This is a genomic window from Lysobacter sp. M15 (genome assembly GCF_022662515.1).
Taxonomy (GTDB): Bacteria; Pseudomonadota; Gammaproteobacteria; order Xanthomonadales; family Xanthomonadaceae; genus JAKPBU01.
In genome coordinates, this window is sequence record NZ_JAKPBV010000011.1 from 538,268 (window position 1) to 564,776 (window position 26,509).

The window sequence follows — 26,509 nt, forward strand, 5'->3', positions numbered from 1 at the left end:
GCTCCGATGCAGCTGCACCTCGAACGTCCCGACTACGAATACTTCCTGCGCGGCGCCGACGGCCGCCACGCCCTGGTCAACGATCGCCGGCTCGAAACCAGCTTCGTGATCGCGCCGGACCGGCTGATCGGCAACTGGCCGGTGCGCGACGTGACCGCGATGGTCCCGGGCGACCTGGAACCGCTGCTGGCGCTGCAGCCCGAACTGGTCGTGCTCGGAAGCGGCGCCACCCAGCAGTTCCCGCCGCCGGAGGTGCTGGCCGCCTGCCTGTCGCGCGGGATCGGGCTGGAAACCATGACCAATGCAGCCGCCGCGCGCACCTTCAATGTGCTGGCGAGCGAGGGACGGCGGGTTGTGGCTGGGTTCGTGATCACGGGCTGATCGGCCACCGCCGACCCGCGCCCCGTTGCGCGGCTCTGCCCCGGCGGAAGAAAGATTGGGTCAGCGGCGAGGCAGGTACTGCAGCGGATCGACCGGCTTGCCGTTGTAGCGAATCTCGAAATGCAGCATGTCGCGCGCAGCGCCGGTGCGTCCCATTTCGGCGATCTGCTGGCCGGCCTTGACCAGTTGCCCCTCGTTGACCAGGCGGGCGCGATTGTGGCCGTACGCGGACAGCCACTGCTCGTTGTGCTTGATGATGATCAGCTCGCCATAGCCCACCAGGCCCGATCCCGAGTACACGATCACGCCATCGGCTGCGGCACGTACGGCCTGACCGGCGGTGCCGGCCACGTCGAGCCCCTGTTTGGTCGGATCGCCGGACACGAAACGGGCGATGAGTTGGCCATCGGTCGGCCAGCGCCAGCCGAAATCCGCCTTCGCGGGGGCGTAGACGGGCGCTGGCGCGGATGCGGGCGGGCGCGAGGGTGCGGGCACGGGGCTGCGCGCTGCCGGTGGACGCGAGACCACGGTTCTGGGATAGCTCGGTCCACCCGGATAGAGTTTCAACCGCTGGCCGGGATGGATGATGTACGGCGCCGGGATGTTGTTCCACAGCGCCAGGTCGAGCGCGGTGATGCCGTTGTTGGTTGCGATGCGGTACACGGTCTCGCCACGCTGCACGACATGGGTGGCGCCATACCTGGGCTTGGACACCCGCACCGGCGGACCCGATCGCTGGTAGCCGCCGCCGGGGCCTCGCACCACGCGGCTGCTGCCGCATGCCGCAACGATGGCGCAGATCGCGATCAGTCCCGCGGCTTGCAGCCAGATCGGCACGCCCGCGCCGCGCCGCGCGCGCGCGATATCCTGCCTTGGAAATGCCGCGCTTGGTTCCTGCACGAATCAACCACCTGTCAGACGCTGGAGAACTTCACGGACGGCGAGACCTCCGCCTCCGATGAGGATACCGAAGTAGATGATGGTGAGGATGTTGGCCGCGTGACCGAGCACGATCGCCACGCCGTCGCGCTGGATCAGGCCGATGCCATAGAACAACAGCGCGACGCCGGGCAGCGTGTTGCTGAAGGGCACGAACCCGAACGGCGCCATCAGCAGCAGTGCAGCGAGGATGAACGCGAGGTTGTTGAACAGGTTCGCCACCCGGCCGTCGACCAGGCCGGCGAGCCGGTGCGGCCTGCTGATGCGCTCCAGGCGACGGACCCATGACATGCCGCCAGTCAGCGCCGGTCGCAGTTTCGCCGCCGGCAACGCCTTTTCGCGCAGCTTGCGCGGCAGCCACAGCGGACGACCCACGAGGCGGCTGACGCCGATCAGCAGGATCGCACCGCCGAACACCGTGCTCACGCCCGGGATCGACACCGGGATCAGGAACACGATCGTCAGCAGGATGGTGAGCAGCAGCAGGCCTTCGTCGCCGAACACGTCGAGGAGCTCGCCCAGAGTGAGCGAATCCTCGGGCAGCTGTTCGATGATCGATGCGAGCTGCTCGCCCAGCGCGGCGTTGCGTGCAGCGGTTTCATGCGATTGGGTCATGCGCCGGATCCGATGGCGGTGGCATTCACGGGGTCAGTCCACCATGCCCGACAGCAGCGGCACGAACACGACCTGGGCGAGCACGGTTTCGGTGATATTGCCCTCGGCGTCCTTGCGCAGCTGCAGCAGCGATTGCGCGCCGGAGCCGCCGACCGGCGCCACCAGCGTTCCGCCGGGCGCAAGCTGTGCCTTGAGCGCGTCGACCAGCGCAGGCGCCCCGGCGGTGACCACGATCGCATCGTAGGGACCGTTCTCGGGCCAGCCGATGCGGCCGTCGTCGTGCTTGCTGCGGATGTTCAGGCCCAGCGAACGGAAACGCTTGCGCGCGGTCCGCAGCAGGTCACCGATCCGCTCGACCGTGTAGACCTGCAGGCCGAGCGCGGCCAGGACCACGGCCTGATAACCGGACCCGGTCCCGACCTCGAGCACCTTGGGTGCACTGGACGGCTCCGGCTGCGTGGCGAAGGCCGAATGCGGCTGCAGCGCCGGGGCGTGCAGCAGCGACGGATCGATGCCTTCGAGCACCGCCTCGGTCATCTTCGCCACCACCCACGGCTGGGAGATGGTCTGCCCATGGCCGATCGGCAGGGCGTTGTCCTCGTAGGCGCGTGCAGCGAGGGCCTCGTCGACGAACAGGTGGCGCGGCACGGTGCGGATCGCGTTGAGCACGCGTTCGTCGCGGATCCCGCCACCGGGATGCGAACCGGCGCGCAGGCGCTCGATCAGCCGGTCGCGCACGCGCTGCGAGGTCATGCCCATCCCGATCGCCTCGGGCTTCAATCGCAGCCCGGCGCTCATGCGACGTCCTTCAGGGCCGTCGCGAGGCCGTCCACCCAGCTGGCGACCTGTTCAAGGGCCTGGAAGCGGGTCAGGTCGACGTGGATCGGCGTGATCGAGATATAGCCGCTGCGCACGGCGTGGAAATCGGTGCCGGGTCCGGCGTCCTGCTCGGCGCCGGCTGCGCCGACCCACCACCAGGTGCGCCCGCGCGGATCCTGTTGCTGCACGCACGGCTCTGCACGATGGCGGTTGCCCAGCCGGGTCACTTCGAAGCCGCGCACCTCGTCCCATGGCAGGTCGGGCACGTTCACGTTGAGGATCGTGTCGGCAGGCAGCGGATCGGTCATCAGCCGTGCGACCAGTTCGACCGCAGCACGCGCGGCGGTGGCGTAGTGCTTGCCATCGTGGTCCACGGCGTTGAGCGACATCGCGATCGCCGGCAGGCCGAGGAAACGCCCCTCCATCGCCGCAGCGACGGTACCCGAATAGATGACGTCGTCGCCAAGGTTGGCGGTGTTGTTGATACCCGACACCACGATGTCGGGCTCGGCGTCCAGCATGCCGGTGATCGCCACATGCACGCAGTCGGTGGGCGTGCCATGCACACGCCAGGTGTTGTCGTCGATCCGCGCCACCCGCACCGGCGCATCGAGGGTCAGCGAATTGCTGGCGCCGGAACGGTCCCGGTCTGGCGCGACGATCAGGACTTCATGCCCCGCCCCGCGCAACCCTTCGGCGAGGGCGCGGATGCCGGGGGCGTCTACGCCGTCGTCGTTGCTGACCAGTACGCGCATGGAACCGTCGTCGTGCCTCGCTTGCGTGAGCGCAGTCATCATAACGGAAGCGCGCCGGATGCCGGTTACACCGCTGCCCGGCATTGGTTCGCGCTAGGCTTGCGTCATGGGCAGACAGCGCCGGCCACCAACGGGGTCTGACGCACCGGACCGGGGCGAACCGGGCCTTGGCGAAGCGGACGACGCATCGCTGTTCCGCGACGCGATCGGACCGGTGCGCAGGCTCGCCGAAGCGCCGGCACCACCCACAAAGCCGCGACCCAAGCCGTCCAGGCGAATGGCCGAGCTGGATGATGCAAGCGCGCGCAGCGAATTCGCGCGCCTGCTCGCGCACGACCTGATCGAAGCAGGCGATGCCCTCGCCTACCGTCGCGACGAGGTGCCGGCGCGGGTGCTGCAGCGCCTGCGCAACGGGCTGTATGCGGTCCAGGACGAACTCGATCTGCACGGCCATGACAGCGCGGGCGCCGAACGCCTGCTGCGCGAATTCCTGCGCGAGGCCGTGCATGGCGGAACCGGCTGCATCCGGATCGTGCATGGCAAAGGCCTGGGTTCGGGCAACGGCGTGCCGGTGCTCAAGAATCTGGTCGACCGCGTGCTACGCCAGCGCGCGGACGTGCTGGCCTTCCATTCCGCGCCGCCCGCACAGGGCGGAACCGGCGCAGTGCTGGTACTGCTCCGGCGCGCGAGGCGCTGAGCCTCCGTAACCGGGGCGACGCGCGCACGAAGAACGTGTGCGCTTCGACAGCGACGTCACGGCAGGTGCGATCGTCCTGGCCTGCGTGGCTGCGACCGTCTCAGCCTCGTCCTGCGGCATGCGCGCCGAGTTCGTCCAACACCGCGGTGGCGTAGCTGCCCGCCGGCAGTCCGAACGAGAGTTGCAGGGTGCGCGCATCCGGCCATGACCAGACCAGTGCATTCGGTCGCAGCCGGGTGGCGCGCCGTTCCTGGCGCAGACCGGCCTGTTCCAGGCCCGCGCGCAATCGCATCGACTGCGGCTCATCCAAGGCGGCGAGTTCGAGCGCCCGGGCCATGCCCACGCTGCGCAGGCTGCCGCTGCCCCAGAGCGGGCCGCTGGGATGGATATCGAATTCCGCCAGACGCTGGGCGAGCGCCTCGCTCCAGGGCTCGGGGCCGAACACGCTGCGGCTGCCGTCCAGCACCCACACCTCGCCCTCGAGCGGCGCATCCCAGCTGCCGCTGCGCACGCGTTCGGCCAGGACCCGGTTGAACAGTTCCGAACGCGCGGCGGAGAGCAGCAGCGAGCGTTCCTCCCGCTTGACCCGGCGTCCGCCGAACATCGCGATCGCCTTGTCCAGGTTGCCGCCGTCGCGGCCGAAGCGCTGCTCACCGAAGTAGTTGGGCACGCCACGTGCGCCAATGGCGCGCAAGCGTGCCTCGATGGCAGCTGGGTCGCCCTGCACCTCGCGCAAGATCAGGGCGAAGCGGTTTCCGGCCAGCGCACCGCGCGGAAGCTTGCGCGCATGCCAGGTCGCGTCGAGTACGCGCAGCGCCTGCCCCGATCCCGTTCCGGATTCATCCGAGCCGAGTCCCTCGATCCGCGGCGCGAGCTTCTTCGGCAGGTGCACGCTGAAGCGCTGGCGGGTCAGCGCATGTCGGTCCTTCAGGCCCGCATAGCCGATCGCGGATTCCGGCACGCCCGCCCACTGCGCGATGCACCTGGCCGCGAACGCGGTGTTCATGCCGCGTTTCTCCACAGTCAACAGCAGGTGCTCGCCGCTGCCGCTGGCGGCGAAGGCGTCGATTTCCTCGACCACGAAGTCTTCCGGCACCGTGCGGATGCTCGCAGCGAGCACCGGGGAACCGTGCGCGCGCGGCAGACCTTCGCCCGTTGCACTCACGCGGGTACGAGCAGGCACACGGCCTGGGCGGCGATGCCCTCGCCGCGGCCGGTGAAGCCGAGACGTTCGGTGGTGGTGGCCTTGATGCTGACGGCGTCCACATCCACTTCCAGCGCGTCGGCCAGCAGCACCCGCATCGCATCGGCGTGCGGGCCAACCTTGGGGCGCTCGCACAGCACGGTCACGTCGGCATTGCCGACCCGCCAGCCGCGTTCGCGCAGCAGCGCATAGCAATGGCGCAGGAAGGTGCGGCTGTCGGCGTTCTTCCAGCGCGGATCCGACGGCGGGAAATGCCTGCCGATATCGCCCATCGCCAGTGCACCCAGCATCGCATCGCACAGGGCGTGGATGACCACGTCGCCGTCGCTATGCGCGACCACCCCGCGGTCGTGCGGCACGCGTATGCCGCCGAGCATGACGTGATCGCCCTCGCCGAAGGCGTGGACGTCGAAGCCCTGGCCGATGCGGATGGACATTGGAGGATCCTCGATACGCGTTGCGTCATTGTAGGAGCGCCACGCCACGATCAGGTTTCCGTTGCGGCTGCTTCCAGGCCGCCGTAGCGGCCCGTGGGACGCGCATGCCCTGGGCCGTTCGCCATTTGCCGCCAAAGCCGCGGCGCGGTCGCGCCTGGAGGACGCCCCTACATCCGTTCTAGCAGGAACTCGACATAGGCCAGGTCGGCCGGCGTGGTGACCTTGAGATTGTCCTCGCTGCCTTCGACCAGCAGCGGCCGGTGGCCCTGCCGCTCCATCGCCATGGCCTCGTCGGTGACCGGCGCCCCCTCATCGCGGGCGGCTTCCAGCGCGCGGGCAAGCTGCAGGCGACGGAACAGCTGCGGGGTGAGCGCGCGCCACAGGCGTTCGCGCGGTTCGGTGCAGTCGATGCCGCCGTCGTCGCCGGCGCGCTTCAGGGTATCGCGCACCGGTGCGGCCAGGATCGCGCCCACCGGGTCGTTGCGTCCACGTTCGAGCAGCGCATCCAGGTCGGTCGCGCGCAGCACCGGCCTGGCGGCGTCGTGCACCAGCACGAAATCGTCCGCGCGCACTTCGTCCGGCAAGGCCGCCAGGCCGGCCAGCACCGAATCGGCGCGCGCATCGCCGCCATGACAGGTCAGGATCGGCTTGCCGGCGAAGGAACCCCAGCCGGGCCAACGCTCGTCGTCCGCTGCCAGCACCATCACGGCCCCGGCCACGCCCGGATGCGCCAGCAAGGCCTTGAGCGTGTGCGCAAGCAGCGGCTGTCCAAGTACGTGCGCGTATTGCTTGGGTACGTCGCCGCCGAAACGGCTGCCGCGTCCGGCGGCGGGGATGATCACCCACGTCACGTCAGGCCTCCGGTCATGGTGGCGCGCCGGCTTCTGGGACGGGTGCCGGCGCGGCCTTGGCTTCGTCGACCACCCGGTAGAACGTCTCGCCCGGCCGGATCATGCCCAGCTCGCTGCGCGCGCGCTCCTCGATCGCGGCCTCGCCGGACTTGAGGTCCTTCACTTCCGCAGCGAGCACGTCGTTGCGCTGCTTCAGACCGGTGTTGTCGTAGGCCTGCTGGGTGACCTGATGCTGCAGCGCGTCGACCTCGTGTCGCCCGCCCTTGCCGAACCACAGCCGGTACTGCAGCCACGCGAGCAACACCGCGAGCACCAGCAGCAGGGTCGACAGTCTGCGCACGCGCGCGAGTTCAGGACTTCAGCGACACGAACGCGTTGCGTCCCGCATAGCGCGCGTCCGCGCCCAGCGCCTGCTCGATGCGCAGCAGCTGGTTGTACTTGGCCACGCGGTCGCTGCGGCACAGCGAACCGGTCTTGATCTGGGTGGCCGTGGTGGCCACGGCGATGTCGGCGATGGTGGTGTCCTCGGTCTCGCCCGAGCGGTGCGAGACGATGGCAGCGTAGTTCGCGGCATCGGCCATGGCGATGGCTTCCAGCGTCTCGGTCAGGGTGCCGATCTGGTTGACCTTGATCAGGATCGCGTTGGCGACGCCGCGCTCGATGCCTTCCTTGAAGATGCGCGGGTTGGTGACGAACAGGTCGTCGCCCACCAGCTGGACCTTGCCAGCCAGGCGGTCGGTGAGCAGCTTCCAGCCGGCCCAGTCGTCCTCGGCCATGCCGTCCTCGATCGTGACGATCGGGTACTGGCGGCACCAGTCGGCGAGGAAGTCGGTGAACTGCTCGCTGGTGAGACGCTTGTTCTCGCCCACCAGGTGGTACTTGCCGTTGTCGAAGAACTCGCTGGATGCGACGTCCAGGCCTAGCAGCACGTCTTCGCCGGCGGCGTAACCGGCCTTGCCGATCGCCTCGAGAATGGTGTCCAGGGCCTCGGCATTGCTGCGCAGGTCGGGCGCGAAGCCGCCTTCGTCGCCGACCGCGGTGGACAGGCCGCGGCCCTTGAGCACCGACTTGAGCGCGTGGAAGATCTCGGTACCCGCGCGCAGCGCTTCGGCGAACGACTCCGCACCCACCGGCAGGACCATGAATTCCTGCAAGTCGACGTTGTTGTCGGCATGCGCGCCGCCGTTGATGATGTTCATCATCGGCACCGGCAGGCTGGGCTTCCAACCGGCGGGGTGCTCGCTGATGTCGCCCAGGTGGCGCCACAGGGGCACCTTCTTGGAAGCGGCCACCGCGTGCGCATTGGCCAGCGACACGCCTAGCAATGCGTTTGCGCCCAGCCGACCCTTGTTCTCGGTGCCGTCGAGGTCGATCAGGCGCTTGTCCAGCGCGATCTGGTCGGTGGCATCGAAGCCGTGCAGCGCCTGGGCGATGCCGGCGTTGACGTTCTCCACCGCCTTGCGCACGCCCTTCCCGCCGTAGCGGGTCTTGTCACCGTCGCGCAATTCCACGGCTTCCTTGGTGCCGGTCGAAGCCCCCGAGGGCACCATGGCGCGGCCGAAGCTGCCGTCGGCGAGCGTGACTTCGGCTTCAAGCGTGGGATTACCGCGGCTGTCGAGGATTTCGCGGGCGTGGATCTTGGCGATCTTGGTCATGGATTGGGGGCTGTCTCTTAGGTGTAAGGGTCAGACTGTAGTTTCGAGGAAGCCGGAACGCTTGGTGACGCGGTCGAGTTCCAGCATCGTTTCGAGCAATGCGCGCATCTTCGGCAGCGGCCACGCATTCGGGCCGTCGCTAAGCGCTTCTTCCGGCCTGGGATGGGTTTCCATGAACACGCCGGCCACGCCGACTGCGACCGCGGCGCGCGCCAGTACCGGCACGAATTCGCGCTGCCCGCCGCTGGAGGTGCCCTGCCCGCCCGGCAGCTGTACCGAATGGGTGGCATCGAACACCACCGGGCAGCCGGTCTCGCGCATGACCGCGAGCGAACGCATGTCGCTGACCAGGTTGTTGTAGCCGAAGCTGGCGCCGCGCTCGCAGACCAGGATGTCCTGGTTGCCGGTCGCCTTGGCCTTCTCCACCACAGGCTTCATGTCCCAGGGCGAGAGGAACTGGCCCTTCTTGATGTTCACCGGCTTGCCGGCCGCGCACACCTTGGTGATGAAGTCGGTCTGGCGCACCAGGAACGCCGGCGTCTGCAGCACGTCGACGACGGAAGCGACTTCGTCCATCGGCGTGTACTCGTGCACGTCGGTCAGCACCGGCACGCCGATCTGGCGCTTCACCTCACCCAGCACGCGCAGTCCTTCTTCCATGCCGGGGCCGCGGAAGCTCTTGCCGGAGGTGCGGTTGGCCTTGTCGAAGCTGGACTTGAAGATGAAATGGATGCCGAGCGCGGAGGTGATTTCCTTGAGCTGGCCGGCAACGTCCAGCTGCAGCTGTTCGGATTCGACCACGCAGGGGCCTGCGATCAGGAAGAAGGGCTGGTCGAGACCGACTTCGAACCCGCACAGGTTCATCTTGCTGCTCCTGTAGGAGCGCCGCTTCGGCGCGACACATCGTTTCCGGAGCCTGGTCGCGCCGAAGCGGCGCTCCTACAAGATCGGGTCACGCGGTCGCCTCCTTCAGCAGTCGGCCGCCGGCCTGGCCGGCATTGGCCTTGCGTTCGCGCGCGGCGCGAATGAAGCCGATGAACAGCGGATGCCCGCCGCGCGGCGTGGACAGGAATTCGGGATGCGCCTGGCAGGCGAGGAACCAGGGATGGTCCGGCAGCTCCACCATTTCCACCAGCAGATCGTCCATCGACTTGGCGGAGATCAACAGCCCGGCGGCTTCCAGCTGGGTGCGGTAGCGGTTGTTGAATTCGTAACGGTGGCGGTGGCGCTCGCCGACGACATCCTGGCCGTACATGCGGTGCGCGAGGGTCCCGGGCTTGATGCGCTGCTCCTGCAGGCCCAGGCGCATGGTGCCACCCAGGTCGCTGTCCTCGCTGCGGCGCTCGACCTCGCCGGTCTGGGTGCGCCATTCGGTGATCAGGCCGATCACCGGATGCGGCGTCTGCCGGTCGTTCTCGGTGCTGTTGGCCCCAGCCAGGCCCGCCAGGTTGCGGGCCACGTCGACCACGGCGGCCTGCATGCCGTAGCAGATGCCGAAATAGGGGACCTTGTGCTCGCGGGCGTACTGCGCAGTGAGCACCTTGCCCTCGAAGCCGCGATCGCCGAACCCGCCAGGGACCAGGATCCCGTCGATGCCGGCGAACGCCGACTCGGCGCCATCGCGCTCGATGTCCTGCGATTCCATCCACACCAGGTTGACCCGCGTGCGCTGGCGGATGCCGCCATGCTTGAGCGCCTCGCCCACGGACTTGTACGCATCCTTGTGATCGACGTACTTGCCGACCACCGCGATGGTGACTTCGTCGATCGGATGCTCGGCCGCATCCACCACGTCCAGCCACTGCGACAGGTCGGCGTCGGGCGCGGCCTTGTGCTGCAGCCGCAGGCCTTCGACCACGATCTGGTCCAGGCCCTGCGCATGCAGCCACATCGGGATCTTGTGGATGTTGTCCAGGTCGATGGCGGAAATGACCGCCTTCTCCGGCACATTGGTGAACAGCGCGATCTTGCGCCGCTCGCCGTCCGGCAGCGGCTGCTCGCTGCGGCACAGCAGCACGTCGGGCTGGATACCGATCGATCTGAGTTCCTTGACCGAATGCTGGGTCGGCTTGGTCTTGAGCTCGCCGGCGGCGGCGATGAACGGCACCAGGGTCAGGTGCATGAACATGGCGTTCTCGGCGCCACGTTCGGTGCGGATCTGGCGGATCGCCTCGAGGAACGGCAGCGACTCGATGTCGCCCACCGTTCCGCCGATCTCCACAAGGGCCACGTCATAGCCGGCCGTGGCGTTATCGATGCAACGCTTGATTTCGTCGGTGATATGCGGGATCACCTGCACCGTGGCGCCCAGATAGTCGCCGCGCCGCTCCTTGCGGATCACGTTCTCGTAGATCTTGCCGGTAGTGATGGAATTGGCGCCCGACAGGCGCACGTTGACGAAGCGTTCGTAATGGCCCAGATCCAGGTCGGTTTCGGCGCCGTCGTCGGTGACGTAGACCTCGCCGTGCTGGAACGGGCTCATCGTGCCCGGGTCGACGTTGATGTACGGGTCCAGCTTCATCATCGTCACGCGCAGGCCGCGCGCCTCGAGGATGGCGGCCAGCGAGGCCGCGGCGATGCCTTTGCCCAGCGAGGACACCACGCCCCCGGTGACGAAGATGAGCGGGGTGGTGGAGCCTGGAGGGGTCATGGCGGCAGGATGGCTGGAAAGCGGCATTCTACCGGCAGGCCTGCGCCAGCGCGACTGCGGCCGCGCGGACCCGGAAAAGACGACGCCCCGCGATGCGGGGCGTCTGTTGGCTGCGCGAAGCGCGGCGTTGGCGTACGGCCCAAGGCCGGCGCGGATACCTGCGCGCGATCAAATGTCCTCTTCCTCTTCTTCGTCCTCGTCGCCGGTCTTCGACTTGGCCTTAGCCTTGTCCGCCTTGGCCTTCTCGGCCGCCTGCTTCTTCGCGGCTTGCTCGGCCTTGGCCTTGGCGGCGGCCTGCTCGGCGCTGGCATCCTTGGTCTTGGCGTCGACCTGTGCGCTCTGCGCGGCCGCGTTGCCGGCGACCAGCAGGGTCGCAGCGGCAAGGAACAGCAGGATGTGCCTGAGTTTCATAGTCTTACCTCGATCCCGACGTGCGGGTGGCGTGTCAACGGATGAATTCTATCGACCCAGTCTGAATCGCGCCCGTGCGAACGCCTAAACTAGCGCCACGAAACGGCCACGGAACCGCATGAACACCCGCTACAACGCTGCAGACATCGAAGTTCTTTCCGGGCTGGACCCGGTCAAGCGCCGTCCCGGCATGTATACCGACACCACCCGCCCGAACCACCTGGCGCAGGAAGTGGTCGACAACGCGGTGGATGAGGCCCTGGCCGGGCATGCGCGCACCATCGAGGTGACGCTGCACAAGGACGGGAGCTGCGAGGTGTCCGACGACGGCCGCGGCATGCCGGTGGACATCCATCCGGAGGAAAAGATCCCCGGCGTCGAACTGATCCTCACCCGCCTGCACGCGGGCGGCAAGTTCGGCAACCAGAACTACACGTTTTCGGGCGGCCTGCACGGCGTCGGCGTGAGCGTGGTGAACGCGCTGTCGACCAAGGTGGACGTGTACATCAAGCGCGACGGCAACGAATACCGGATGGCGTTCACCGACGGCGAGAGGACCTCGGACCTGGACATCGTCGGCAGCGTCGGCAAGCGCAATACCGGCACCCGTCTGCGGTTCTGGCCGGACCCGAAGTATTTCGACACGCCGAAGTTCAACCTGCGGGCGCTGCGTCATCTGCTGCGCGCCAAGGCGGTGCTATGTCCGGGCCTGAGCGTGACCCTGTTCGACGAAGCCAGCGGCGAGCGCGACCAGTGGCATTACGAGGACGGACTGCGCGCCTATCTCAAGGGCGAACTCGTCGACCGGGAGCTGCTGCCGCCCGAGATCTTCACCGGCTCGCTGAAGAAGGACACCGAGATCGTCGACTGGGCCGTGGCCTGGGTGCCCAGTGGCGACGGCCAGGCGGGCGAACTGGTGCAAGAAAGCTACGTCAACCTGATCCCCACCTCGCAGCATGGCACCCACGTCAATGGCCTGCGCACCGGCTTCACCGACGCGCTGCGCGAGTTCTGCGATTTCCGCAACCTGCTGCCGCGCGGGGTGAAGCTGGCGCCCGAGGATGTATGGGACCGCGTGTCGTTCGTGCTGTCGCTGAAGATGACCGACCCGCAGTTCAGCGGCCAGACCAAGGAGCGCCTGTCCTCGCGCCAGGCGGCCGGTTTCGTCGAAGGCGCCGCACACGATGCGTTCTCGCTCTGGCTCAACACCCATACCGAGTTCGGCGAGAAGATCGCGCAGCTCGCGATCGAGCGCGCCAGCGCACGACTGAAGACCGAAAAGCAGATCGTGCGCAAGAAGGTCACCCAGGGCCCTGCCCTGCCAGGCAAGCTGGCCGACTGCATCAGCCAGGACCTGTCGCGCACCGAGCTGTTCCTGGTGGAAGGCGACTCGGCCGGCGGCAGCGCCAAACAGGCGCGCGACAAGGACTTCCAGGCGATCCTGCCGCTGCGCGGCAAGATCCTCAATACCTGGGAAGTCGCCAGCGGCGGCGTGCTGGCGTCGACCGAAGTGCACGACCTCGCGGTGGCGATCGGTTGTGATCCGGGCAAGGACGACATCTCCGGATTGCGCTACGGCAAGGTGGTGATCCTGGCCGACGCCGATTCCGATGGCCTGCACATCGCTACCCTGCTCACGGCGCTGTTCCTGCGCCATTTCCCGACGCTGGTGAACGCCGGCCACGTGTTCGTGGCGATGCCGCCGCTGTTCCGGGTCGACGTGGGCAAGCAGGTGTTCTACGCGTTGGACGAGGAGGAGAAGCGCCTGCTGCTGGAGCGGGTCGAGCGCGAGAAGCTCAAGGGCGCGGTTAACGTGACCCGGTTCAAGGGCCTGGGCGAGATGAATCCGCAGCAGCTGCGCGAATCCACCATCCATCCCGATACCCGGCGCCTGGTCCAGCTCACGGTCGACGACGGCGACGGCACCCGCGCGCTGATGGACATGCTGCTGGCGAAGAAGCGGGCGCCGGATCGGAAGGCATGGCTGGAGCAGAAAGGCGATCTGGCGACTTTGGAAGTCTGATCGGCTGTTCACCATCATCGGCCGTTGCGACGGCGCGCGTTTCCTCGCTAAGGACGTTGCAGTACGGCGCGGGCGATCTGGCGACGTTGGAAGTCTGATCGGCCTCCGCGACCGCGCCTGTTGGGTTTCATCCGCCGTTGCGACGGCGCGGGTTATCTGGCGACGGATGCCGTAGTACGGCGCGGCTCGAACAGAAAGGCGACCTGGCGACGCTGGAGGTCTGATCGGCCGTTCATCGGTATCGGCCGTTGCAACGGCGCGGGTTCTGTCGCGGCGGAGGCTGTTGTGCGGCGCGGTGGGAACAGAAGGGCGACTTGGCGACGTTGGAAGGTTGATCGGCTGGTCATCCGCCGCGACGGCGCGGATTACCTTGCAGTTAAGGGCACAGTAGGGCGCTGCTGTTGAGTGTTATCCGCCGTTGCGACGGCGCGGGTTCGATCGCGGCGTAGATTGTAGTACGGCGCGGCCGTTGCGACGGCGCGGATTCTCTGGCAGCGGACGTTGCAGTGCGGCGCGGCGCGTTTGAGCCGAAGCGTTCGCCATGCATGTGCGCCCCGCTGCTGCGGGGCGCACACGACCGTCGCGAGGCGACGATTGGACCTGCACGACTACGGCGTCTGTCGATCGTCCGTCTGTCGATCGTCCTGACGACGCTGCTTGCGCGGCTTGTCGGGATCCGAGGCAGCGTCGGACGCCGGTTGCGCCTGCTGGCTCGCATTCAACGCGCCCTCGCCCTGCCCGTCGGCGTTCGTACCGATCGTAGCCGCGCTGCCCGCGGCATTCGCGCTGCCCTGCGCGGCCGCACCGGCATTCGCGCCAACACCGGCGGCTGTGCCAGCCGCCGTATCGAGCGCGCCGGAAGCCGCGGCACCCGCCTGGGTCGTGGCATTGGCCGCCGTCTCCGTCGCCGCCGCGGCAACGTTGCCTGTCGCATCGACGCCAGCGCCGACCGCGGCGCCAGCGGTGTCGCGCGCGCCGTTGACACTGCCGGCCACGCCTGCGCCGAGGCCGGCGCGCGCATCGGCACTGTTCCCGCTTCGGGCACGGCGACGTTCGCGCGCATCGTTGCGCGAGTCCACGCGCACCGAGCCGTCGAGGCCGGTATTCGCACCGACGCCGAGCGATCCGGCCTGACCGGCGCCGATCTGGGTGTTGAGCTGGGTATTGACGCCGGCCTGCCCGCCGATGTTCACGCCGACCTGGGCGTATGCCGCCGGCACGGCGACGGCGGCGGCGATCACCGCAGTGAGTACTGTCTTGCGCATCCTCTGTTCTCCTTTCGGTCTCGGGAGTCGCATGCCTGCGACGCGACCGACCCTATCCGCCGGACTGCGACTCGCGACTGAACCCATGACCGAGGGAAATCCCCTATGCGGGCTTGACAGCGCCCGGCGGCGAGAGAGGCGGCCTCAACGCACGATGCAATTCAGGCGTCAGTCAAGCGTCCACGGCGGGCACTCGAACGCTCATGCGTTCCCGAAGGCCGGGCCGGCACCGCGTGCGACGTCGATGGAGCGTTCAAGCAAGGTGCCGATCAATGCCTGCAGCGCGGCGGCATGCGCGGGTGCGTACTCGAACGTTTCCTCATCCATGTAATTGCGCTGGCTGACCTCGAGCTGCACAGCATCGATGCCATTTGCCGGATCGCCGTAGTGACGGGTGATGTAACCGCCCTTGAAGCGGCCATTGACGACGAAATCGTAATTGTCCTGGGCCGCGAGCAGCGCTTCGAGCTGCTCCTGCAGCGCTTGCGAACAACTGGCACCGGCGGCGGTGCCCAGGTTTAGATCGGGCAGGCGGCCTTCGAACAGGAACGGCAGCTCGCCGCGGATCGAATGGCCCTCCCACAGCACCACCCGGCCGTGCACGCCGCGAATGCGCTCCAGCTCCGCACGCAGGGCCACGTGATAGGGACGCCAGTAACGTTCGACCCGCGCGCGCACCTCGTCTTCGGTCGGCTCCTGGCCCGGCAGGTACACCGGATCGCCGCTGAAGCGCACGATCGGGCACAGTCCGGTGGTGTTCTGGCCCGGATACAGCGACACATCGTCTTCCGACCGGTTGAGGTCGATCACGTAGCGCGAAAACCGCGGCACGATCATTGAGGCGCCCAGCTCGCGCGCGACGGCATACAGGCGGGCGACGTGCCAGTCGGTATCCGGCACCCGACGCGCCTGCGCGGTGAGCCGCGCGGCGATGTCGTCCGGCACCGCGGTACCGTCGTGCGGCAGACTGACCAGCAGCGGCGCGGTGCCGCGATGGAGTTCGAAGACCTCTGCGCTCATGCGGACAGCATCCTGGAGAAGAATTCCGGCGTACCCGACAGATCCGGATGCCGGCGTGGATCCCGCATGCCGGATCGGGAGCGTAGATCGCGGGCCATCACCGCATCAGCACCAGTTCTTCGGCGCTGGTGGGATGGATCGCCATGGTCGCATGCAGGTCGGCCAGGGTGATGCCGCGCTTCAATGCCACGGCGAAGCCTTGCAGGATTTCGTCCGCGGCCTCGCCCAGCAGGTGGATGCCCACGACGCGTTGTTCTTCCGCCGGCTTCCCCGCCCCCACGCACACCAGCTTGAACAGGCTGCGCTGCGGGGAATCGGCCAGCGCGTGCAGCATCGGGCGGAAGCCGCTGCGATACACCTGCACCGCGTCGCCGTAGCGCTGGCGGGCCTGGGTCTCGGTCAGGCCCACCTTGCTCAGCGGTGGATGCGCGAAGACCACGGTGGCGATGTCGTCCGGATCCAGCCGCGCCTGCGCCTGGCCGCCGAACACGCGATCCATCAGCCTGCGCGCGGCGGCGATCGCGACCGGCGTGAGCGCCGGCTGCGGGGTGACATCGCCCACCGCATACACGCCAGTGACGCTGGTGTTCTGCTGCGCATCGATGCGGATATGGCCGCTGTCCTGCAACGCGATCCCCGCCTGTTCGACCGCGAGCGAAGCCGCGTGCGGCACTCGCCCGGTGGCGAACAGCACGGCGTCGAAGGCTTCGCCATCGCAGGCGCCGGTGCCAGACAGGCGCAGTGTTCCGTTGTCTGAATGCAGCGCGGAAACCGGAGTGCCGAGGTGCAGGCGCGTGCCGTGGTGCTGCATGTCTTCGACCAGCTGGGCGGTGAGGTCCTCGTCGAAACCCTCGAGCAGGCGCGGCCCGCGCACGAACAGGTCCACGCGGCTGCCCAGCGCCTGCAGCACGCCGGCCAGTTCCACGCCGATGTAACCCCCGCCGATCAGCGCCACCCGGGCGGGCGCGGCGCGCAGATCGAAGAAGCTGTCCGAGTCCAGGCCGAGTACGGCGCCCTCGATCGCAGGCCGGCGCGGCCGCCCGCCAGTAGCGATGAGTACATGCGGTGCGCGCAGGCGCACGCCGCTGTCGGCCTCCACTTCGTGCGCGGTGACGAACCGACCGCGACAGGGCAGCACTGCGATCCCGGCCGCGTCCAGGCGGGCGCGATAGCTCTGGTGGATGTTTTCGATGTAGCGCTGGCGATGGGTAATGAACTCCGCCCAGTCCAGCACCGGCGCGGGCAGGTCGAAGCCGAGCCGGTTCGCAATCTCCACCCGATGCGCCAGGTCGGCGGCCAGCCACATCGCTTTCTTCGGCACGCAACCGACGTTGACGCAGGTGCCACCGAGCGCGCCGGGCTCAAGCAGCGCCACGCGCGCGCCGTGCTGCGCCGCGCGGAATGCACCGGCCAGGCCGCCGCTGCCGCCGCCCAGCACCACCAGGTCGAAATCGTCCCGCCCGGCACTCACAGGAAGCGTCCGGCGCGATAGGGCGCGGGATCCATCGCCGGGTCGCGTTCGCAGATCATGTCGGCCAGCAGTTCCGCGGTGCCGGTGCTCATGCCTATACCCATCATGCCGTGGCCCGCCGCGGCCCAGACATGGCGGTGGCCAGGGACGCGACCGATGATGGGTAGGTCGTCGTAGGTGAGCGGGCGCCAGCCGAACCATTCCTCGCGCTTGGCCGGGCCCACCGGTTCGTGCAGGTATTCGGCCGCACCGCGCTCGAGCGCGCCCAGCCGGCGCCGGTTGAGCCGGGAATCGTAGCCGGCGAATTCCATGGTGCTGCCCAGCCGGTAGCCGCTATCCCAGGCGGTGACGCACACGCTGCGCTCGCGCAGCACCACCGGCCTGCGCGGCACCAGCGTGGGCCGGTCATAGGTGATCGAATAGCCCTTGCCCGGCTGGATCGGCAGCCGCGACAAGCCCGCGCTGCGCGCCAGCCGCGGCGACCATGCGCCCGCAGCCAGCACCACGTCGCGGGCATCGCGCGCGCCGTGCACGGTATCGACGCGGACGCCGCCGCGTTCGACCACGATCCCGCGCGCCTCGCACTGCTCCTCGATCACGCCGCCGCGTTCGCGCAGGACCCGTGCCAGCTCGGCCACGTAGCGATCCGGACGCAGGCGCGCATCGCCGGGGAACCGGATCGCCGCGAACACGCCCGGCTTCACCGCAGGCTCGCCGCGTTCGTAGTCGGCGCCGTCGATGACCTCGGTGGCGATGCCGATGGCATGCAGGTGCTGCAGCTCGGCGCGGTCGTGCTCGAATCCCTGCTCGGTGCGGAAGACATAGTCCACGCCGGATTCGGCGAACTCGCAGTCCAGCCCGTAGTGCGTGATCCATTGCGGGAACAGCGCGCGCGAATGCTGCAGCAGCGCGCCCTTGTGGCGCATGGTCTCGAGCCAGTCGCGCTCGTTGCAGCGCGCGGCAAAATGCGCGAACCAGCGCCACAACGCCGGATCGAGGCGCGGCTTGACGTAGAACGGCGCGTCGGGCGTCAGCATCCAGCCCAACGCCTTGCGTACCGTGCCCGGGGCCGCCAGCGGCGCGGCGTGGCTGGGGGTCAGCGTGCCGCAATTGCCGTGCGAGCTGCCCGAGCCCACCGTGCTGGCTTCCAGCACGCGCACGCTGCGACCGGCTTCGACCAGCGCCAGCGCGCTGGCCAGGCCGATCGCACCGCCGCCGATGATGATGACCTCGTCGTGAGTGTTCATGCGCAAAGTGTAGGGCCGCTCCGGCGCCGTCGCGCGGCGTCGACGCGGCTTTTGTAGGAGCGCCTCTCAGGCGCGATCGCAAACTCCGTCATCCAGGGAGCTCGCAGCCTATGTCGCGCCGAAGCGGCGCTCCCACATGGTTCGCGTCGTTACCGATCGAAGGAAAGCCCCCTTAGTAAGGGGGCGCGGCGACAGCCGCAGGGATTGGAAGCACATAGCGGGGCCCAAAGTTTGCCTCGCAAACTTTGGGATTGAACTTGTGCGAAGCACAGTTCAATGCTCGTGCCCACCCTCGCCGTGCACATGGCCGTGCGCAATCTCTTCCTCGCTGGCCTCGCGCACGTCCACCACCTCGATGTCGAAGTGCAGGTCTTTGCCCGCCATCGGATGGTTCAGGTCCACGTCGACCACGCTCATGCCCACCTTTTCGATGGTCACCGCGCGCGGCCCGAAATTGGTGTTGAGCACGACCCGCATGCCGGGATTGAGCTTCTGTGCGCCGAAATGCTTCTTGGGTACGCGCTGGGTCAGCCCTTCGCGCTTCTCGCCATAGGCATCGGCGGCGGCCACGTCCACGCCGAAGCTCTCGCCCGCCTCACGGCCTTCGAGCGCCTTGTCCAGGCCGGGGATGATGTTGCCGCGGCCGGCCAGGATCGCGAGTGGCTCGCGTTCCCGGGAACTTTCCAGCGGCTCCTGGTCCGGCGCAGGCGCGCCGCCCTCGAACAGGGTGTAGTGGAACTGGACGACGCGGTCTTTCTCGATTTTCATGCAGGGATCCGTGGGGTCGACAAAGGCGGACCACGCGGCCGGGCTGGGCACGCTTGTCCGGAAGAAGGGGCTTCGGCCATGATCGGCCGCGATGAAGACCGCGCATTATCCGGACTCCCCCGCCGCCGCGCCAATCGCGGGGTTGCTGGTGTGCCTGCTGGGCCTGCTTTCGCTGGCCGGGTGCGGGCGCGGCGACGTGCGCCCTACCCCGGCAGCCGGCCGGCCGGGTCCGGTCGGGACGCCGCGGCACTGGCCCCAGGTTCCACCGGCCGATCCGGTCCGCGCCAATGCCGTGCTGATGCGCGCGATCAGCCTGGTGGGCACGCCCTACCGCTACGGCGGCAGCACGCCCGAAGGCGGGTTCGACTGCAGCGGGCTGGTCAACTACGTCTACCGGGACATGCTGGACCTGCGCCTGCCGCGCAGTTCGCGCGAGCTGGCCGCCTGGCAGGGGCCTCGAATCGACCCGGACCGGCTGACCACCGCTGACCTGGTGTTTTTCGGCAGCCGCGGCAGCGTCAGCCATGTCGGCATCTACGTTGGCGAGGGGCGATTCGTGCATGCGCCGACCACCGGCGGCACGGTCCGCCTGGACCATCTGGACGGTCCGTACTGGCGGGACCATTACAGCGGAGCGAAGCGCGTCCTCCACTAAACTGAATACGCGGCGCGGCAAAAATGTGAACAAAAACATCCACTTCCGCGTATTCATAAAACAAAACCTTAACTTTCTACCGGGCTGCGTGGGGCACCATCACGCCACTTTGACGCCCGTGAAAGAAGCGTGACGAATAACGACCCTGCCTCCGGCCAATCGGCCGACCGCTCCGCCGCCGCGCATCGCACGCTTCCGCGCTCACTTCTCATTGCTGTCCTGCTCTCCGTCCCAGCCCTGCCGGCGCTGGCCGACGATGCCGGCACCCTGAGCGCAGCGGCCGCCCTGACTCCGGTCGCGGTCAGCGATCCGATCCCGATGGCCGACCGCTCGATGCTGTTCGGCGCCGACCTGGAACAGCTGATCGCCAGCCAGCCCACTACGGCCAAGCCCGAACCGGCGCCCAAGGTCAGCGATCGCGTGCAGACGGTGCTGCGCCGCGCCCTGGCCCTGCTCGGCACCCCCTATCGCTGGGGCGGCACCTCCGAGAACGGCTTCGACTGCAGCGGCCTAGTCGGTTACGTGTTCAAGACCGCGCTGGGCATCGAACTGCCGCGGGTGTCACGCGAAATGGCCAACAGCGGCGAGCAGATCGAGCGCGCCGCCCTGAACGCCGGCGACCTGGTGTTCTTCAGCCGCCGCGGCAAGCGCGTCGACCACGTCGGCATCTACGTGGGCAATGGCCAGTTCGTGCATGCCCCGCGCACCGGCAAGGACGTGATGGTTTCCAGCCTCGACACCGGGTACTGGAGCCACAAATTCCTGAAGGCGCGCCGCGTCGCCGGCATCTGAGATTTCCCGCGCATCGATCCTCGTAGGCCGCCGCAAGGCGGCCTTCTGCATTCCGGCTGCCGGACGGCGACCATTGCTGGCGCGCCATGTGGGAGCGACCCCGGATCAGGTCCGGGCAGGCTCTTGGTTGCGAATGCCCTGGCTCTTCGCAAACCGCATTCGCGCCTGAAGACGCTCCCAGGGCCAGGAGCTTGCCTCGGGCCGCCCCGCAAACGCAGCTGCACTACTCCGGGTCGCAGCGCCTGCCTTCGTACTCGTGCCGGTCCGGCACATATGCGCTGCCGTTCCAGCGCAGCACCGGGAAGCAGAAGCCCGGGCCTCCGACCGAAATATCCGGCCAACCGCCCTCGCCGACCGTGTCCAGGAACTCGGGGACACCGCTGTTGAAGTCGATGACCTTCCAGCTCGCGTCCGGCTGGCGTCCCAGCAGGGTGTAGCCGGTTCCGGCAGCACCGTGGCAGAAGCTTCCGTCCTCGACCACCACGGCTTCGGGACGTCCGTCGCCGTTGAGATCGCGCACCTGCTCGATGACCGCGCCGCTGGTGGCGGGATCGTCGACACAGATCACCCAGCGGCCGTCGCGCTGCACCGCACCGGCTGCCTTGAAGATGGCGACCCGGTCGGCGCGGTCGATGGCCGGCTCCTGCGCGGATGCGCTGGACGGCAGGATCGCGCCCGCCATCGCGATGGCCAGTATTGCGGCCGAACCGTGCATGCATATCCCCTGGGGCTTTCCCTTCCGCCACAACGCGCGGCACTGCCCGCGCCGGCCACGCGGGTTGCGGCCTAGGACGCCTTCTGCCCAGCCTCGCGGTAGCGCGCCACCGTTTCCTCGATACCCTTGCTGAGCTCCATCACCTTCATCGCGTACTCGGCCAGGCGCTGGTCCTCTTCATCCTGGGGCACCCAGGTCGGGACTGCGGTCGGCTTGCCTTCCACCCCGTCCAACGCAACGAACACGATCACGCAGTGCGTGCACAGGCGTTCGCTGCCTTCCTGCATCGGGTCGCGGGCGCGCACGTCCACCGAAAAATGCATCGAGCTGGTGCCGGTATGCACCAGCTTGGTGGACACGGTCACCAGGTCGCTGATCCGCACCGGCGCCACGAAGCGGATCCCGCCCACCGCCACGGTCACGCTGTAGCGCCCGCTCCAACCGACCGCGGCCGCATAGCCGACCTGGTCGATCCATTTCATCACCACGCCACCGTGCACCTTGCCGCCGTAATTGACGTCGGTGGGTTCGGCCAGGAAGCGGAATTCGAGTTCGCGCTGACGTCCGCTCATGCGATTCTCCGGTGTCTGCAGGGCGAAGGGCGGCCAGCATACTTGCAGCCGCGCGCGCACGGCGCGATGCTCTTGCCCACATCGACGGATCGAACGGAGCAACGGAATGCGCACCACACTGGGAATCCTCATCGGCATCCTGCTGGCCGCCGGCGCGCTGGCCGGTTGCGGGTACCTGCTCATGCAGCTGCATCCGCTGCCTGCGGGCTTCCAACCGTTGTCGTTGCGGCAGCTGTCCGATTATGTGGAAAGCGCGCCGCGCGGGGCATTGGCGGTGATCTGCGTCGCCGCCGGCGTGGCCGCACTGATTGGCGCCTGGCCGGCGGCCCGCATCGCGCGCGGGCATCGCGGCGGCGCGGCCCTCACCATCGGCGCGCCGCTGACGGTGCTGGTGATCGTGGGCGCCACCCTGGTGCCACAGCCCGAGTGGGTGCCGGTCCTGGGCATGTTGCTGCCGATCCCGCTGGCCGTGGCCGGATGGCGCATGGCCATTCCGCGCGCGGAAGTCTGATCGCCGTTAACGCGCAGCACTCCGCTGCGCGGTATGCGCAGGCCCGGCCGCAGGCGGCCGCGGACATGAGTCTGCCGGGCGAGCGCTTGCGCGCCGCGTTCGGCAGCGCGATGCTCGCGCCGGGGACATTGCCAGGGGATTCGAATGGGACGCACGCTTCTTGCCGTCATCGCAGGCGCCGTGGTCATGTGGCTGACCATCTTCGCGCTCGAATTCGTCGGGCACGCCCTGTTCCCGCCGCCTCCGGGTCTCGACCCGCAAAACCAGGCCGACCTGGCCGCGATCATGGCCCAGGCCCCGGCCGGCGCGATGGCCATGCTCGTCGTCGCCTGGATCGCCGGCGCATTCACTGGCGGATTGACCGCCGCCAAACTGTCGCACCGGCACAAGCGCGGCGCCGCGATCGCAGTGGCGCTGCTGGTGATGGCCGGCGTGTGCGGAATGATCTACCTGGTCCCCGACCACCCCGTCTGGGTGTCGGCCCTAGGCCTGATCCTCCCGATCCCGGCGGCGCTACTGGCAGCTCGAGTCGTTACGCGCCCGAAAGCCAGTGCGTAACGTTTACGCCTCGCGTTACGCCTTCAAATTTGGAACGTAATAGTAGTTAGGCATTAGGGGAAGACTTCATGCAGTTCACAGATCAAGAGCAAGCCATGATCGCCGTGCTACGCCGGCAAAGGGATTCGTGGCCAGCGCTGCGTTTGTTTATGGCATTGATGTCCGTAATCCTGATAGCAGCCGGAGTCTGGGAGGCATACTCAACAAGCTGGGGCGCAATGCCTCTCATCCTGCTAGTAGTTGGCGTCATGGCTGCAAGTCACACATACCGTAACTGGCATGGCCCACCTGAGGCATCGCTTCTTCTCAAGTTGATTGATCGGGCAGAGCACGGGCCAAATGCCTAACAATTCGTTCAAGCCGACGCCGCTTCGTTCCGGCACCAGACATGGCAGGAAAAGCTTGCCATGCCTGGCACCTGCACTACGCAGCGCGGCTTAGCGCCGGCGTTAGGCCACTCGTGCGGCATTAAGGAGGCTTGATGAAATTCGAGCAGATTCGCACTCAAGCCATGATGCTCCCCGAGGTCACGGAAGAGCCGCACTTTGACTATTCGTCATTCCGGGTTCGGGGAAAGATCTTCATCACTTCGCCTCCGGATCAAAAGCACGTTCATTTATTTGTCGGCGAGCAGGATCGCGAACTGACGCTTACGCTGCATCCTGATTTTGCGGAAAAGGTCATGTGGGGCACACGGGTTATTGGCCTACGCGTTGCCCTAGCCAAGGCCAAACCCGCTGTGGTCCATCAACTCATTCGCAAGGCCTGGCAAAATAGGGCTCCAAAGCGTCTTGTCGCTTCTACCGGTGTATCGTGATTTCCTATCCGGGCCCGTGGCCTAACAATTCATTCAAGCCGAAGCCGCTTCGCGGCTCGGCTTAATTCAGGCGTTAGGCATTGGTGGGAGTAATGTCGCAGACCGAAGATGTTGAAGCGCTGATCAGCGGCCTTGTCCCTTTTGCGGAGAAGATGCTCAAAGAGCACCGCGAATTTCTACCGTTTGGAGGACACATCAAGCCAGACGGAGAGATGGTCCTGGACGGAGCCTACGACGGAGAGGAGTTGCCGTTGTCGCAGGATCTAATCGACATCCTGCTGGGCAACTTCCGGCAGCGGGCGGCAAATCACGAGCTGCGTGCCTGCGCAGTTGTCTATGACATCCGCACCATTCCTCCTGGCAAGTCCAAAAAGCAAGATGCCATTTGCGTCAGTATTGATCACCTGAGCGGCTATTCTGCTCATGTCATTTATCCGTACAAGTTCACTTTGCTGGGCAAGTTGACCGTAGACGAGGGATACGCACTCCATGGCGATGCAGCTGTATTCCCCCGGGCCAATGCCTAACAATTCATTCAAGCCGAAGCCGCTTCGCGGCTCGGCTTAATTCAGGCGTTAGGCCTCTTAACCGGATAGACATGCACCCGTTAGAGTCAGATCTGGTCGCTGCCTTAGATCATCACGATGAGTTGGTGCGACTGTGCGCTGCCGGGCGCTTGCCCTTCTGGGACTTCTGCGCAGCGTATGACAACTTTTATTGGGCGTACGCGCTGGACGGACATGAATCTGATCCTGCCGGCCAAGCCATGTTGGACAAGCTCGCGGACCGCATTGCGCCGCACCGAGACCTGGCGGAGACCGTCCTGGCCAATGTCTGCTCGGACCATGACGCTGACAAGGGTAGCTACGGTAGGTCCGGCCGCTTTGGTCCCGATGAGGCTGTCATTCGGCTTAAGCTTGTCGCCGCTGGCCTTCCGCGTGGCGAGGCCTAACAATTCATTCAAGCCGAAGCCGCTTCGCGGCTCGGCTTAATTCAGGCGTTAGGCGGCGCCCGAACATTCTGCAGTCTGAATCCTATGAAGATCGGCGAACTCAAATCGTTTGGCCATAATGTCGCGGACTCTCTAGCTAGCGGGATCTGCTTCATGATCGGTATCTATGACGTGGACATCTACGCTGAAGCATCCTCCTCACCGGAAGGCCATGTAGTTGTGGATTTCATTACTGGCTCCACATCTGGCAGTCCTGTCTCTGCGGATCTGCAGCGCGCACTCGATTTCTACTCGGAGGCGTTGCCGGACCTTTGTAGAAAACATGGCATTGACCTGTCGGAGATCAAGGTTCTATCGGCCAGGTTCGGTACCGACTCCATAGCGGGTCGTCACTTCGCAGTGACAGTTGAAGCTTCTGATGGCCGGCGATCGATTGATCAATACGTAGGCACTCCCGGCAGGCGTTTCAGCAAGTCCCGCAAGAGTGGACGCGCCGCCTAACAATTCATTCAAGCCGAACCCGCTTCGCGGGTCGGCTTAATTCAGGCGTTAGGTGGCAATGGTGACGACACTAGCTCGTGACGATCTTCTTGTCCTGGCATTCATTGCTACTTGGCCTATTGCTGGCTTTCTTGAACCATTCGCACCAAGTTATGGCGAGCCTGTAACTGAGGTGTGGCTACCGCACGTAGTCATTGTTGGGGTTCTGCTCTTTGCATGGTGCAAGGCTCATGCCGCAGCTCGCGGGCAGACCCCGCCCGTTTATGCACCAGCCTTAGCTGGGCTAGCCTGGCCGATAGGTGTACCGCTTTACTTGTTTAGGTCCTTACCTTGGCGTTCGGCCTTGCTTGCATTTGGCAAAGCGATTCTTGTCCTTCTGGTAAGTGCACTACTCTATGCGGGTGGCATCTCGGTAGGTTTGCGGCTTGCCACCTAACAATTCGTTCAAGCCCGACGCCGCTTCGTTCCGGCTGCAGGCATGGCAGAGAAAGCGTGCCCAACCAGCCGCCCCCACAACCCCGCCCCGCGGTACTCAGGCGTCAGGCAGCATGTCCATTGTCTCGAACATCCTAGAAGCACTTCGCCGAATCGGATCCCCTTCCGAGAAATCAGCCCTACGGCGACAAGATCAACAACTCCATGGCATGAAGGTCTTAGAGCGTGGACGCGTGATCGCCCGGCACGGAAAAGAGACCGCTACTGGATTTCATGCAACTGTCGAACCTTATCCAGAAGATGTAACTGAATTAACAAGCGCCGAGATCGAGCCAATCAATAGCAATGCTTCGCTTGCTTCATCGCTATTTGAGCAATTCAATGTAAATCCTGCAGCGCACATGCTAGACAAGCTTGACCAAGCCTTTGAGAGCTGGCTCGATGCGCCCGATCGGTTCGGATTTCTAGATGAAGATGTCGTAGAGATTCTTGGCGCGTCTTTCGGGAACTACTGCAATGAAACCCTTGAAATGAAGTGGGTCAAAGTTTCTGACCAGTACGGCGTGAGCATCGCAATCGACGGAAATGAGTCTGAGTTTAGGGGATATCCTTACGACTCAATTCGTAAACGTATCGCTGATTCGGAGCACACATTCTTTCGGGGAGTCTATGTTGCTCTGGCACACCAAAAGCAGAGTTCTCGGCGGCGTGCAGATGCCGCCTAACAATTCATTCAAGCCGAAGCCGCTTCGCGGGTCGGCTTAGTTCAGGAGCTTGGCTTTGCATAACACCA

The 26,509-nt window shown here is 66.5% G+C and carries 30 protein-coding genes; 11 read left to right on the forward strand and 19 right to left on the reverse strand.

Translation table 11 applies throughout. The annotated features are described in order from the left end of the window. The first annotated feature begins 6 nt into the window (after positions 1–6). The gene (locus MC380_RS11080) at positions 7–381 is read left to right on the forward strand and encodes an Mth938-like domain-containing protein (RefSeq protein WP_242103201.1); all 375 of its coding nucleotides are present in this window, start codon (positions 7–9) and stop codon (positions 379–381) included. Positions 382–441: 60 nt separating this feature from the next. Here the strand turns inward: MC380_RS11080 and MC380_RS11085 are convergent, their stop codons facing one another. The 4 genes from MC380_RS11085 to surE form a co-directional block, all read right to left on the reverse strand. Further along, positions 442–1,218 carry a peptidoglycan DD-metalloendopeptidase family protein gene (locus MC380_RS11085; protein ID WP_242103370.1) on the reverse strand — a complete coding sequence of 259 codons (777 nt, stop codon included), beginning with the start codon at positions 1,216–1,218 and terminating at the stop codon, positions 442–444. A 66-nt stretch (positions 1,219–1,284) separates the two neighbouring features. Continuing rightward, positions 1,285–1,935, reverse strand: a complete 651-nt coding sequence (locus MC380_RS11090) for an exopolysaccharide biosynthesis protein (RefSeq protein ID WP_242103200.1) — start codon at positions 1,933–1,935, stop codon at positions 1,285–1,287. Positions 1,936–1,968: 33 nt separating this feature from the next. After that, a complete protein-coding gene (locus tag MC380_RS11095; protein ID WP_242103198.1) occupies positions 1,969–2,733 on the reverse strand; it encodes a methyltransferase domain-containing protein in 765 nt (254 codons plus the stop codon). Beyond that, on the reverse strand, positions 2,730–3,509 hold the full coding sequence (surE, locus tag MC380_RS11100; RefSeq protein WP_242103197.1) for a 5'/3'-nucleotidase SurE: 780 nt from the start codon (positions 3,507–3,509) through the stop codon (positions 2,730–2,732). Before surE ends, MC380_RS11095 begins: the two co-directional genes overlap by 4 nt. Positions 3,510–3,615: 106 nt before the next feature. Between surE and MC380_RS11105 the strand changes: the two genes are divergently transcribed. Further along, positions 3,616–4,206 (forward strand): Smr/MutS family protein, encoded by a 591-nt coding sequence (locus tag MC380_RS11105; protein WP_242103195.1) that lies wholly within the window; start codon positions 3,616–3,618, stop codon positions 4,204–4,206. 100 nt (positions 4,207–4,306) lie between these two features. Here the strand turns inward: MC380_RS11105 and truD are convergent, their stop codons facing one another. The 8 genes from truD to MC380_RS11145 form a co-directional block, all read right to left on the reverse strand. After that, positions 4,307–5,371, reverse strand: coding sequence for a tRNA pseudouridine(13) synthase TruD (gene truD, locus MC380_RS11110; RefSeq protein ID WP_242164732.1), 1,065 nt, complete (start codon positions 5,369–5,371; stop codon positions 4,307–4,309). Further along, complete coding sequence (ispF, locus tag MC380_RS11115; RefSeq protein ID WP_242164734.1) at positions 5,368–5,847, reverse strand: 2-C-methyl-D-erythritol 2,4-cyclodiphosphate synthase; 480 nt, start codon at positions 5,845–5,847, stop codon at positions 5,368–5,370. Before ispF ends, truD begins: the two co-directional genes overlap by 4 nt. A gap of 167 nt (positions 5,848–6,014) precedes the next feature. Then, a complete protein-coding gene (gene ispD, locus MC380_RS11120; protein ID WP_242103192.1) occupies positions 6,015–6,698 on the reverse strand; it encodes a 2-C-methyl-D-erythritol 4-phosphate cytidylyltransferase in 684 nt (227 codons plus the stop codon). A gap of 13 nt (positions 6,699–6,711) precedes the next feature. Continuing rightward, positions 6,712–7,038: a cell division protein FtsB gene (gene ftsB, locus MC380_RS11125; protein ID WP_343223568.1), complete on the reverse strand. Its 327-nt coding sequence runs from the start codon at positions 7,036–7,038 to the stop codon at positions 6,712–6,714. Between the two features lie 10 nt (positions 7,039–7,048). Continuing rightward, complete coding sequence (gene eno, locus MC380_RS11130; RefSeq protein ID WP_242164736.1) at positions 7,049–8,353, reverse strand: phosphopyruvate hydratase; 1,305 nt, start codon at positions 8,351–8,353, stop codon at positions 7,049–7,051. 30 nt (positions 8,354–8,383) lie between these two features. Further along, on the reverse strand, positions 8,384–9,217 hold the full coding sequence (gene kdsA, locus MC380_RS11135) for a 3-deoxy-8-phosphooctulonate synthase (RefSeq protein ID WP_242164738.1): 834 nt from the start codon (positions 9,215–9,217) through the stop codon (positions 8,384–8,386). An 88-nt stretch (positions 9,218–9,305) separates the two neighbouring features. Further along, on the reverse strand, positions 9,306–11,003 hold the full coding sequence (locus MC380_RS11140; RefSeq protein WP_242103178.1) for a CTP synthase: 1,698 nt from the start codon (positions 11,001–11,003) through the stop codon (positions 9,306–9,308). Positions 11,004–11,171: 168 nt separating this feature from the next. Beyond that, entirely contained in the window at positions 11,172–11,414 is a 243-nt protein-coding gene (locus MC380_RS11145; RefSeq protein WP_242164740.1) for a hypothetical protein, read from the reverse strand. 118 nt (positions 11,415–11,532) lie between these two features. On the opposite strand from MC380_RS11145, the gene parE reads away from it, so the two are divergent. Beyond that, complete coding sequence (parE, locus tag MC380_RS11150) at positions 11,533–13,437, forward strand: DNA topoisomerase IV subunit B (RefSeq protein WP_242164742.1); 1,905 nt, start codon at positions 11,533–11,535, stop codon at positions 13,435–13,437. 608 nt (positions 13,438–14,045) lie between these two features. Here parE and MC380_RS11155 read toward each other — a convergent pair. The 5 genes from MC380_RS11155 to MC380_RS11175 all read right to left on the reverse strand — a co-directional run bounded on the left by MC380_RS11155 (position 14,046) and on the right by MC380_RS11175 (position 19,208). After that, positions 14,046–14,702 (reverse strand): hypothetical protein, encoded by a 657-nt coding sequence (locus MC380_RS11155; protein ID WP_242164744.1) that lies wholly within the window; start codon positions 14,700–14,702, stop codon positions 14,046–14,048. A 201-nt stretch (positions 14,703–14,903) separates the two neighbouring features. Continuing rightward, positions 14,904–15,722, reverse strand: coding sequence for an N-formylglutamate deformylase (gene hutG, locus MC380_RS11160; RefSeq protein ID WP_242164746.1), 819 nt, complete (start codon positions 15,720–15,722; stop codon positions 14,904–14,906). A gap of 97 nt (positions 15,723–15,819) precedes the next feature. After that, positions 15,820–17,193: a glutathione-disulfide reductase gene (gene gorA, locus MC380_RS11165; RefSeq protein WP_242164748.1), complete on the reverse strand. Its 1,374-nt coding sequence runs from the start codon at positions 17,191–17,193 to the stop codon at positions 15,820–15,822. Then, a complete protein-coding gene (locus MC380_RS11170) occupies positions 17,190–18,440 on the reverse strand; it encodes an FAD-dependent oxidoreductase (protein WP_242164750.1) in 1,251 nt (416 codons plus the stop codon). The genes gorA and MC380_RS11170 overlap by 4 nt, the downstream gene beginning before the upstream one ends. Before the next feature lie 273 nt (positions 18,441–18,713). After that, the gene (locus tag MC380_RS11175; protein ID WP_242164752.1) at positions 18,714–19,208 is read right to left on the reverse strand and encodes a peptidylprolyl isomerase; all 495 of its coding nucleotides are present in this window, start codon (positions 19,206–19,208) and stop codon (positions 18,714–18,716) included. A 91-nt stretch (positions 19,209–19,299) separates the two neighbouring features. On the opposite strand from MC380_RS11175, the gene MC380_RS11180 reads away from it, so the two are divergent. Both MC380_RS11180 and MC380_RS11185 read left to right on the forward strand, forming a co-directional pair. After that, positions 19,300–19,863 carry a C40 family peptidase gene (locus tag MC380_RS11180; RefSeq protein ID WP_242103168.1) on the forward strand — a complete coding sequence of 188 codons (564 nt, stop codon included), beginning with the start codon at positions 19,300–19,302 and terminating at the stop codon, positions 19,861–19,863. 129 nt (positions 19,864–19,992) lie between these two features. Then, positions 19,993–20,655 carry a C40 family peptidase gene (locus MC380_RS11185; RefSeq protein ID WP_242164754.1) on the forward strand — a complete coding sequence of 221 codons (663 nt, stop codon included), beginning with the start codon at positions 19,993–19,995 and terminating at the stop codon, positions 20,653–20,655. 223 nt (positions 20,656–20,878) lie between these two features. Here the strand turns inward: MC380_RS11185 and MC380_RS11190 are convergent, their stop codons facing one another. Then, complete coding sequence (locus tag MC380_RS11190) at positions 20,879–21,370, reverse strand: hypothetical protein (protein WP_242164756.1); 492 nt, start codon at positions 21,368–21,370, stop codon at positions 20,879–20,881. Between the two features lie 71 nt (positions 21,371–21,441). Continuing rightward, a complete protein-coding gene (locus MC380_RS11195) occupies positions 21,442–21,942 on the reverse strand; it encodes an acyl-CoA thioesterase (RefSeq protein WP_242103165.1) in 501 nt (166 codons plus the stop codon). 106 nt (positions 21,943–22,048) lie between these two features. On the opposite strand from MC380_RS11195, the gene MC380_RS11200 reads away from it, so the two are divergent. The 6 genes from MC380_RS11200 (at position 22,049) to MC380_RS11225 (ending at position 26,441) form a co-directional block, all read left to right on the forward strand. Next, positions 22,049–22,453: a hypothetical protein gene (locus MC380_RS11200; RefSeq protein ID WP_242164758.1), complete on the forward strand. Its 405-nt coding sequence runs from the start codon at positions 22,049–22,051 to the stop codon at positions 22,451–22,453. Between the two features lie 186 nt (positions 22,454–22,639). Continuing rightward, on the forward strand, positions 22,640–23,011 hold the full coding sequence (locus MC380_RS11205) for a hypothetical protein (RefSeq protein ID WP_242164760.1): 372 nt from the start codon (positions 22,640–22,642) through the stop codon (positions 23,009–23,011). A 481-nt stretch (positions 23,012–23,492) separates the two neighbouring features. Then, the gene (locus MC380_RS11210; protein ID WP_242164762.1) at positions 23,493–23,828 is read left to right on the forward strand and encodes an MmcQ/YjbR family DNA-binding protein; all 336 of its coding nucleotides are present in this window, start codon (positions 23,493–23,495) and stop codon (positions 23,826–23,828) included. A 92-nt stretch (positions 23,829–23,920) separates the two neighbouring features. Next, entirely contained in the window at positions 23,921–24,355 is a 435-nt protein-coding gene (locus MC380_RS11215) for a hypothetical protein (protein WP_242164764.1), read from the forward strand. 509 nt (positions 24,356–24,864) lie between these two features. Continuing rightward, positions 24,865–25,281: a hypothetical protein gene (locus MC380_RS11220; protein WP_242164766.1), complete on the forward strand. Its 417-nt coding sequence runs from the start codon at positions 24,865–24,867 to the stop codon at positions 25,279–25,281. 548 nt (positions 25,282–25,829) lie between these two features. Then, on the forward strand, positions 25,830–26,441 hold the full coding sequence (locus MC380_RS11225) for a DUF3806 domain-containing protein (RefSeq protein WP_242164768.1): 612 nt from the start codon (positions 25,830–25,832) through the stop codon (positions 26,439–26,441). The last annotated feature ends 68 nt before the right edge of the window (positions 26,442–26,509 follow it).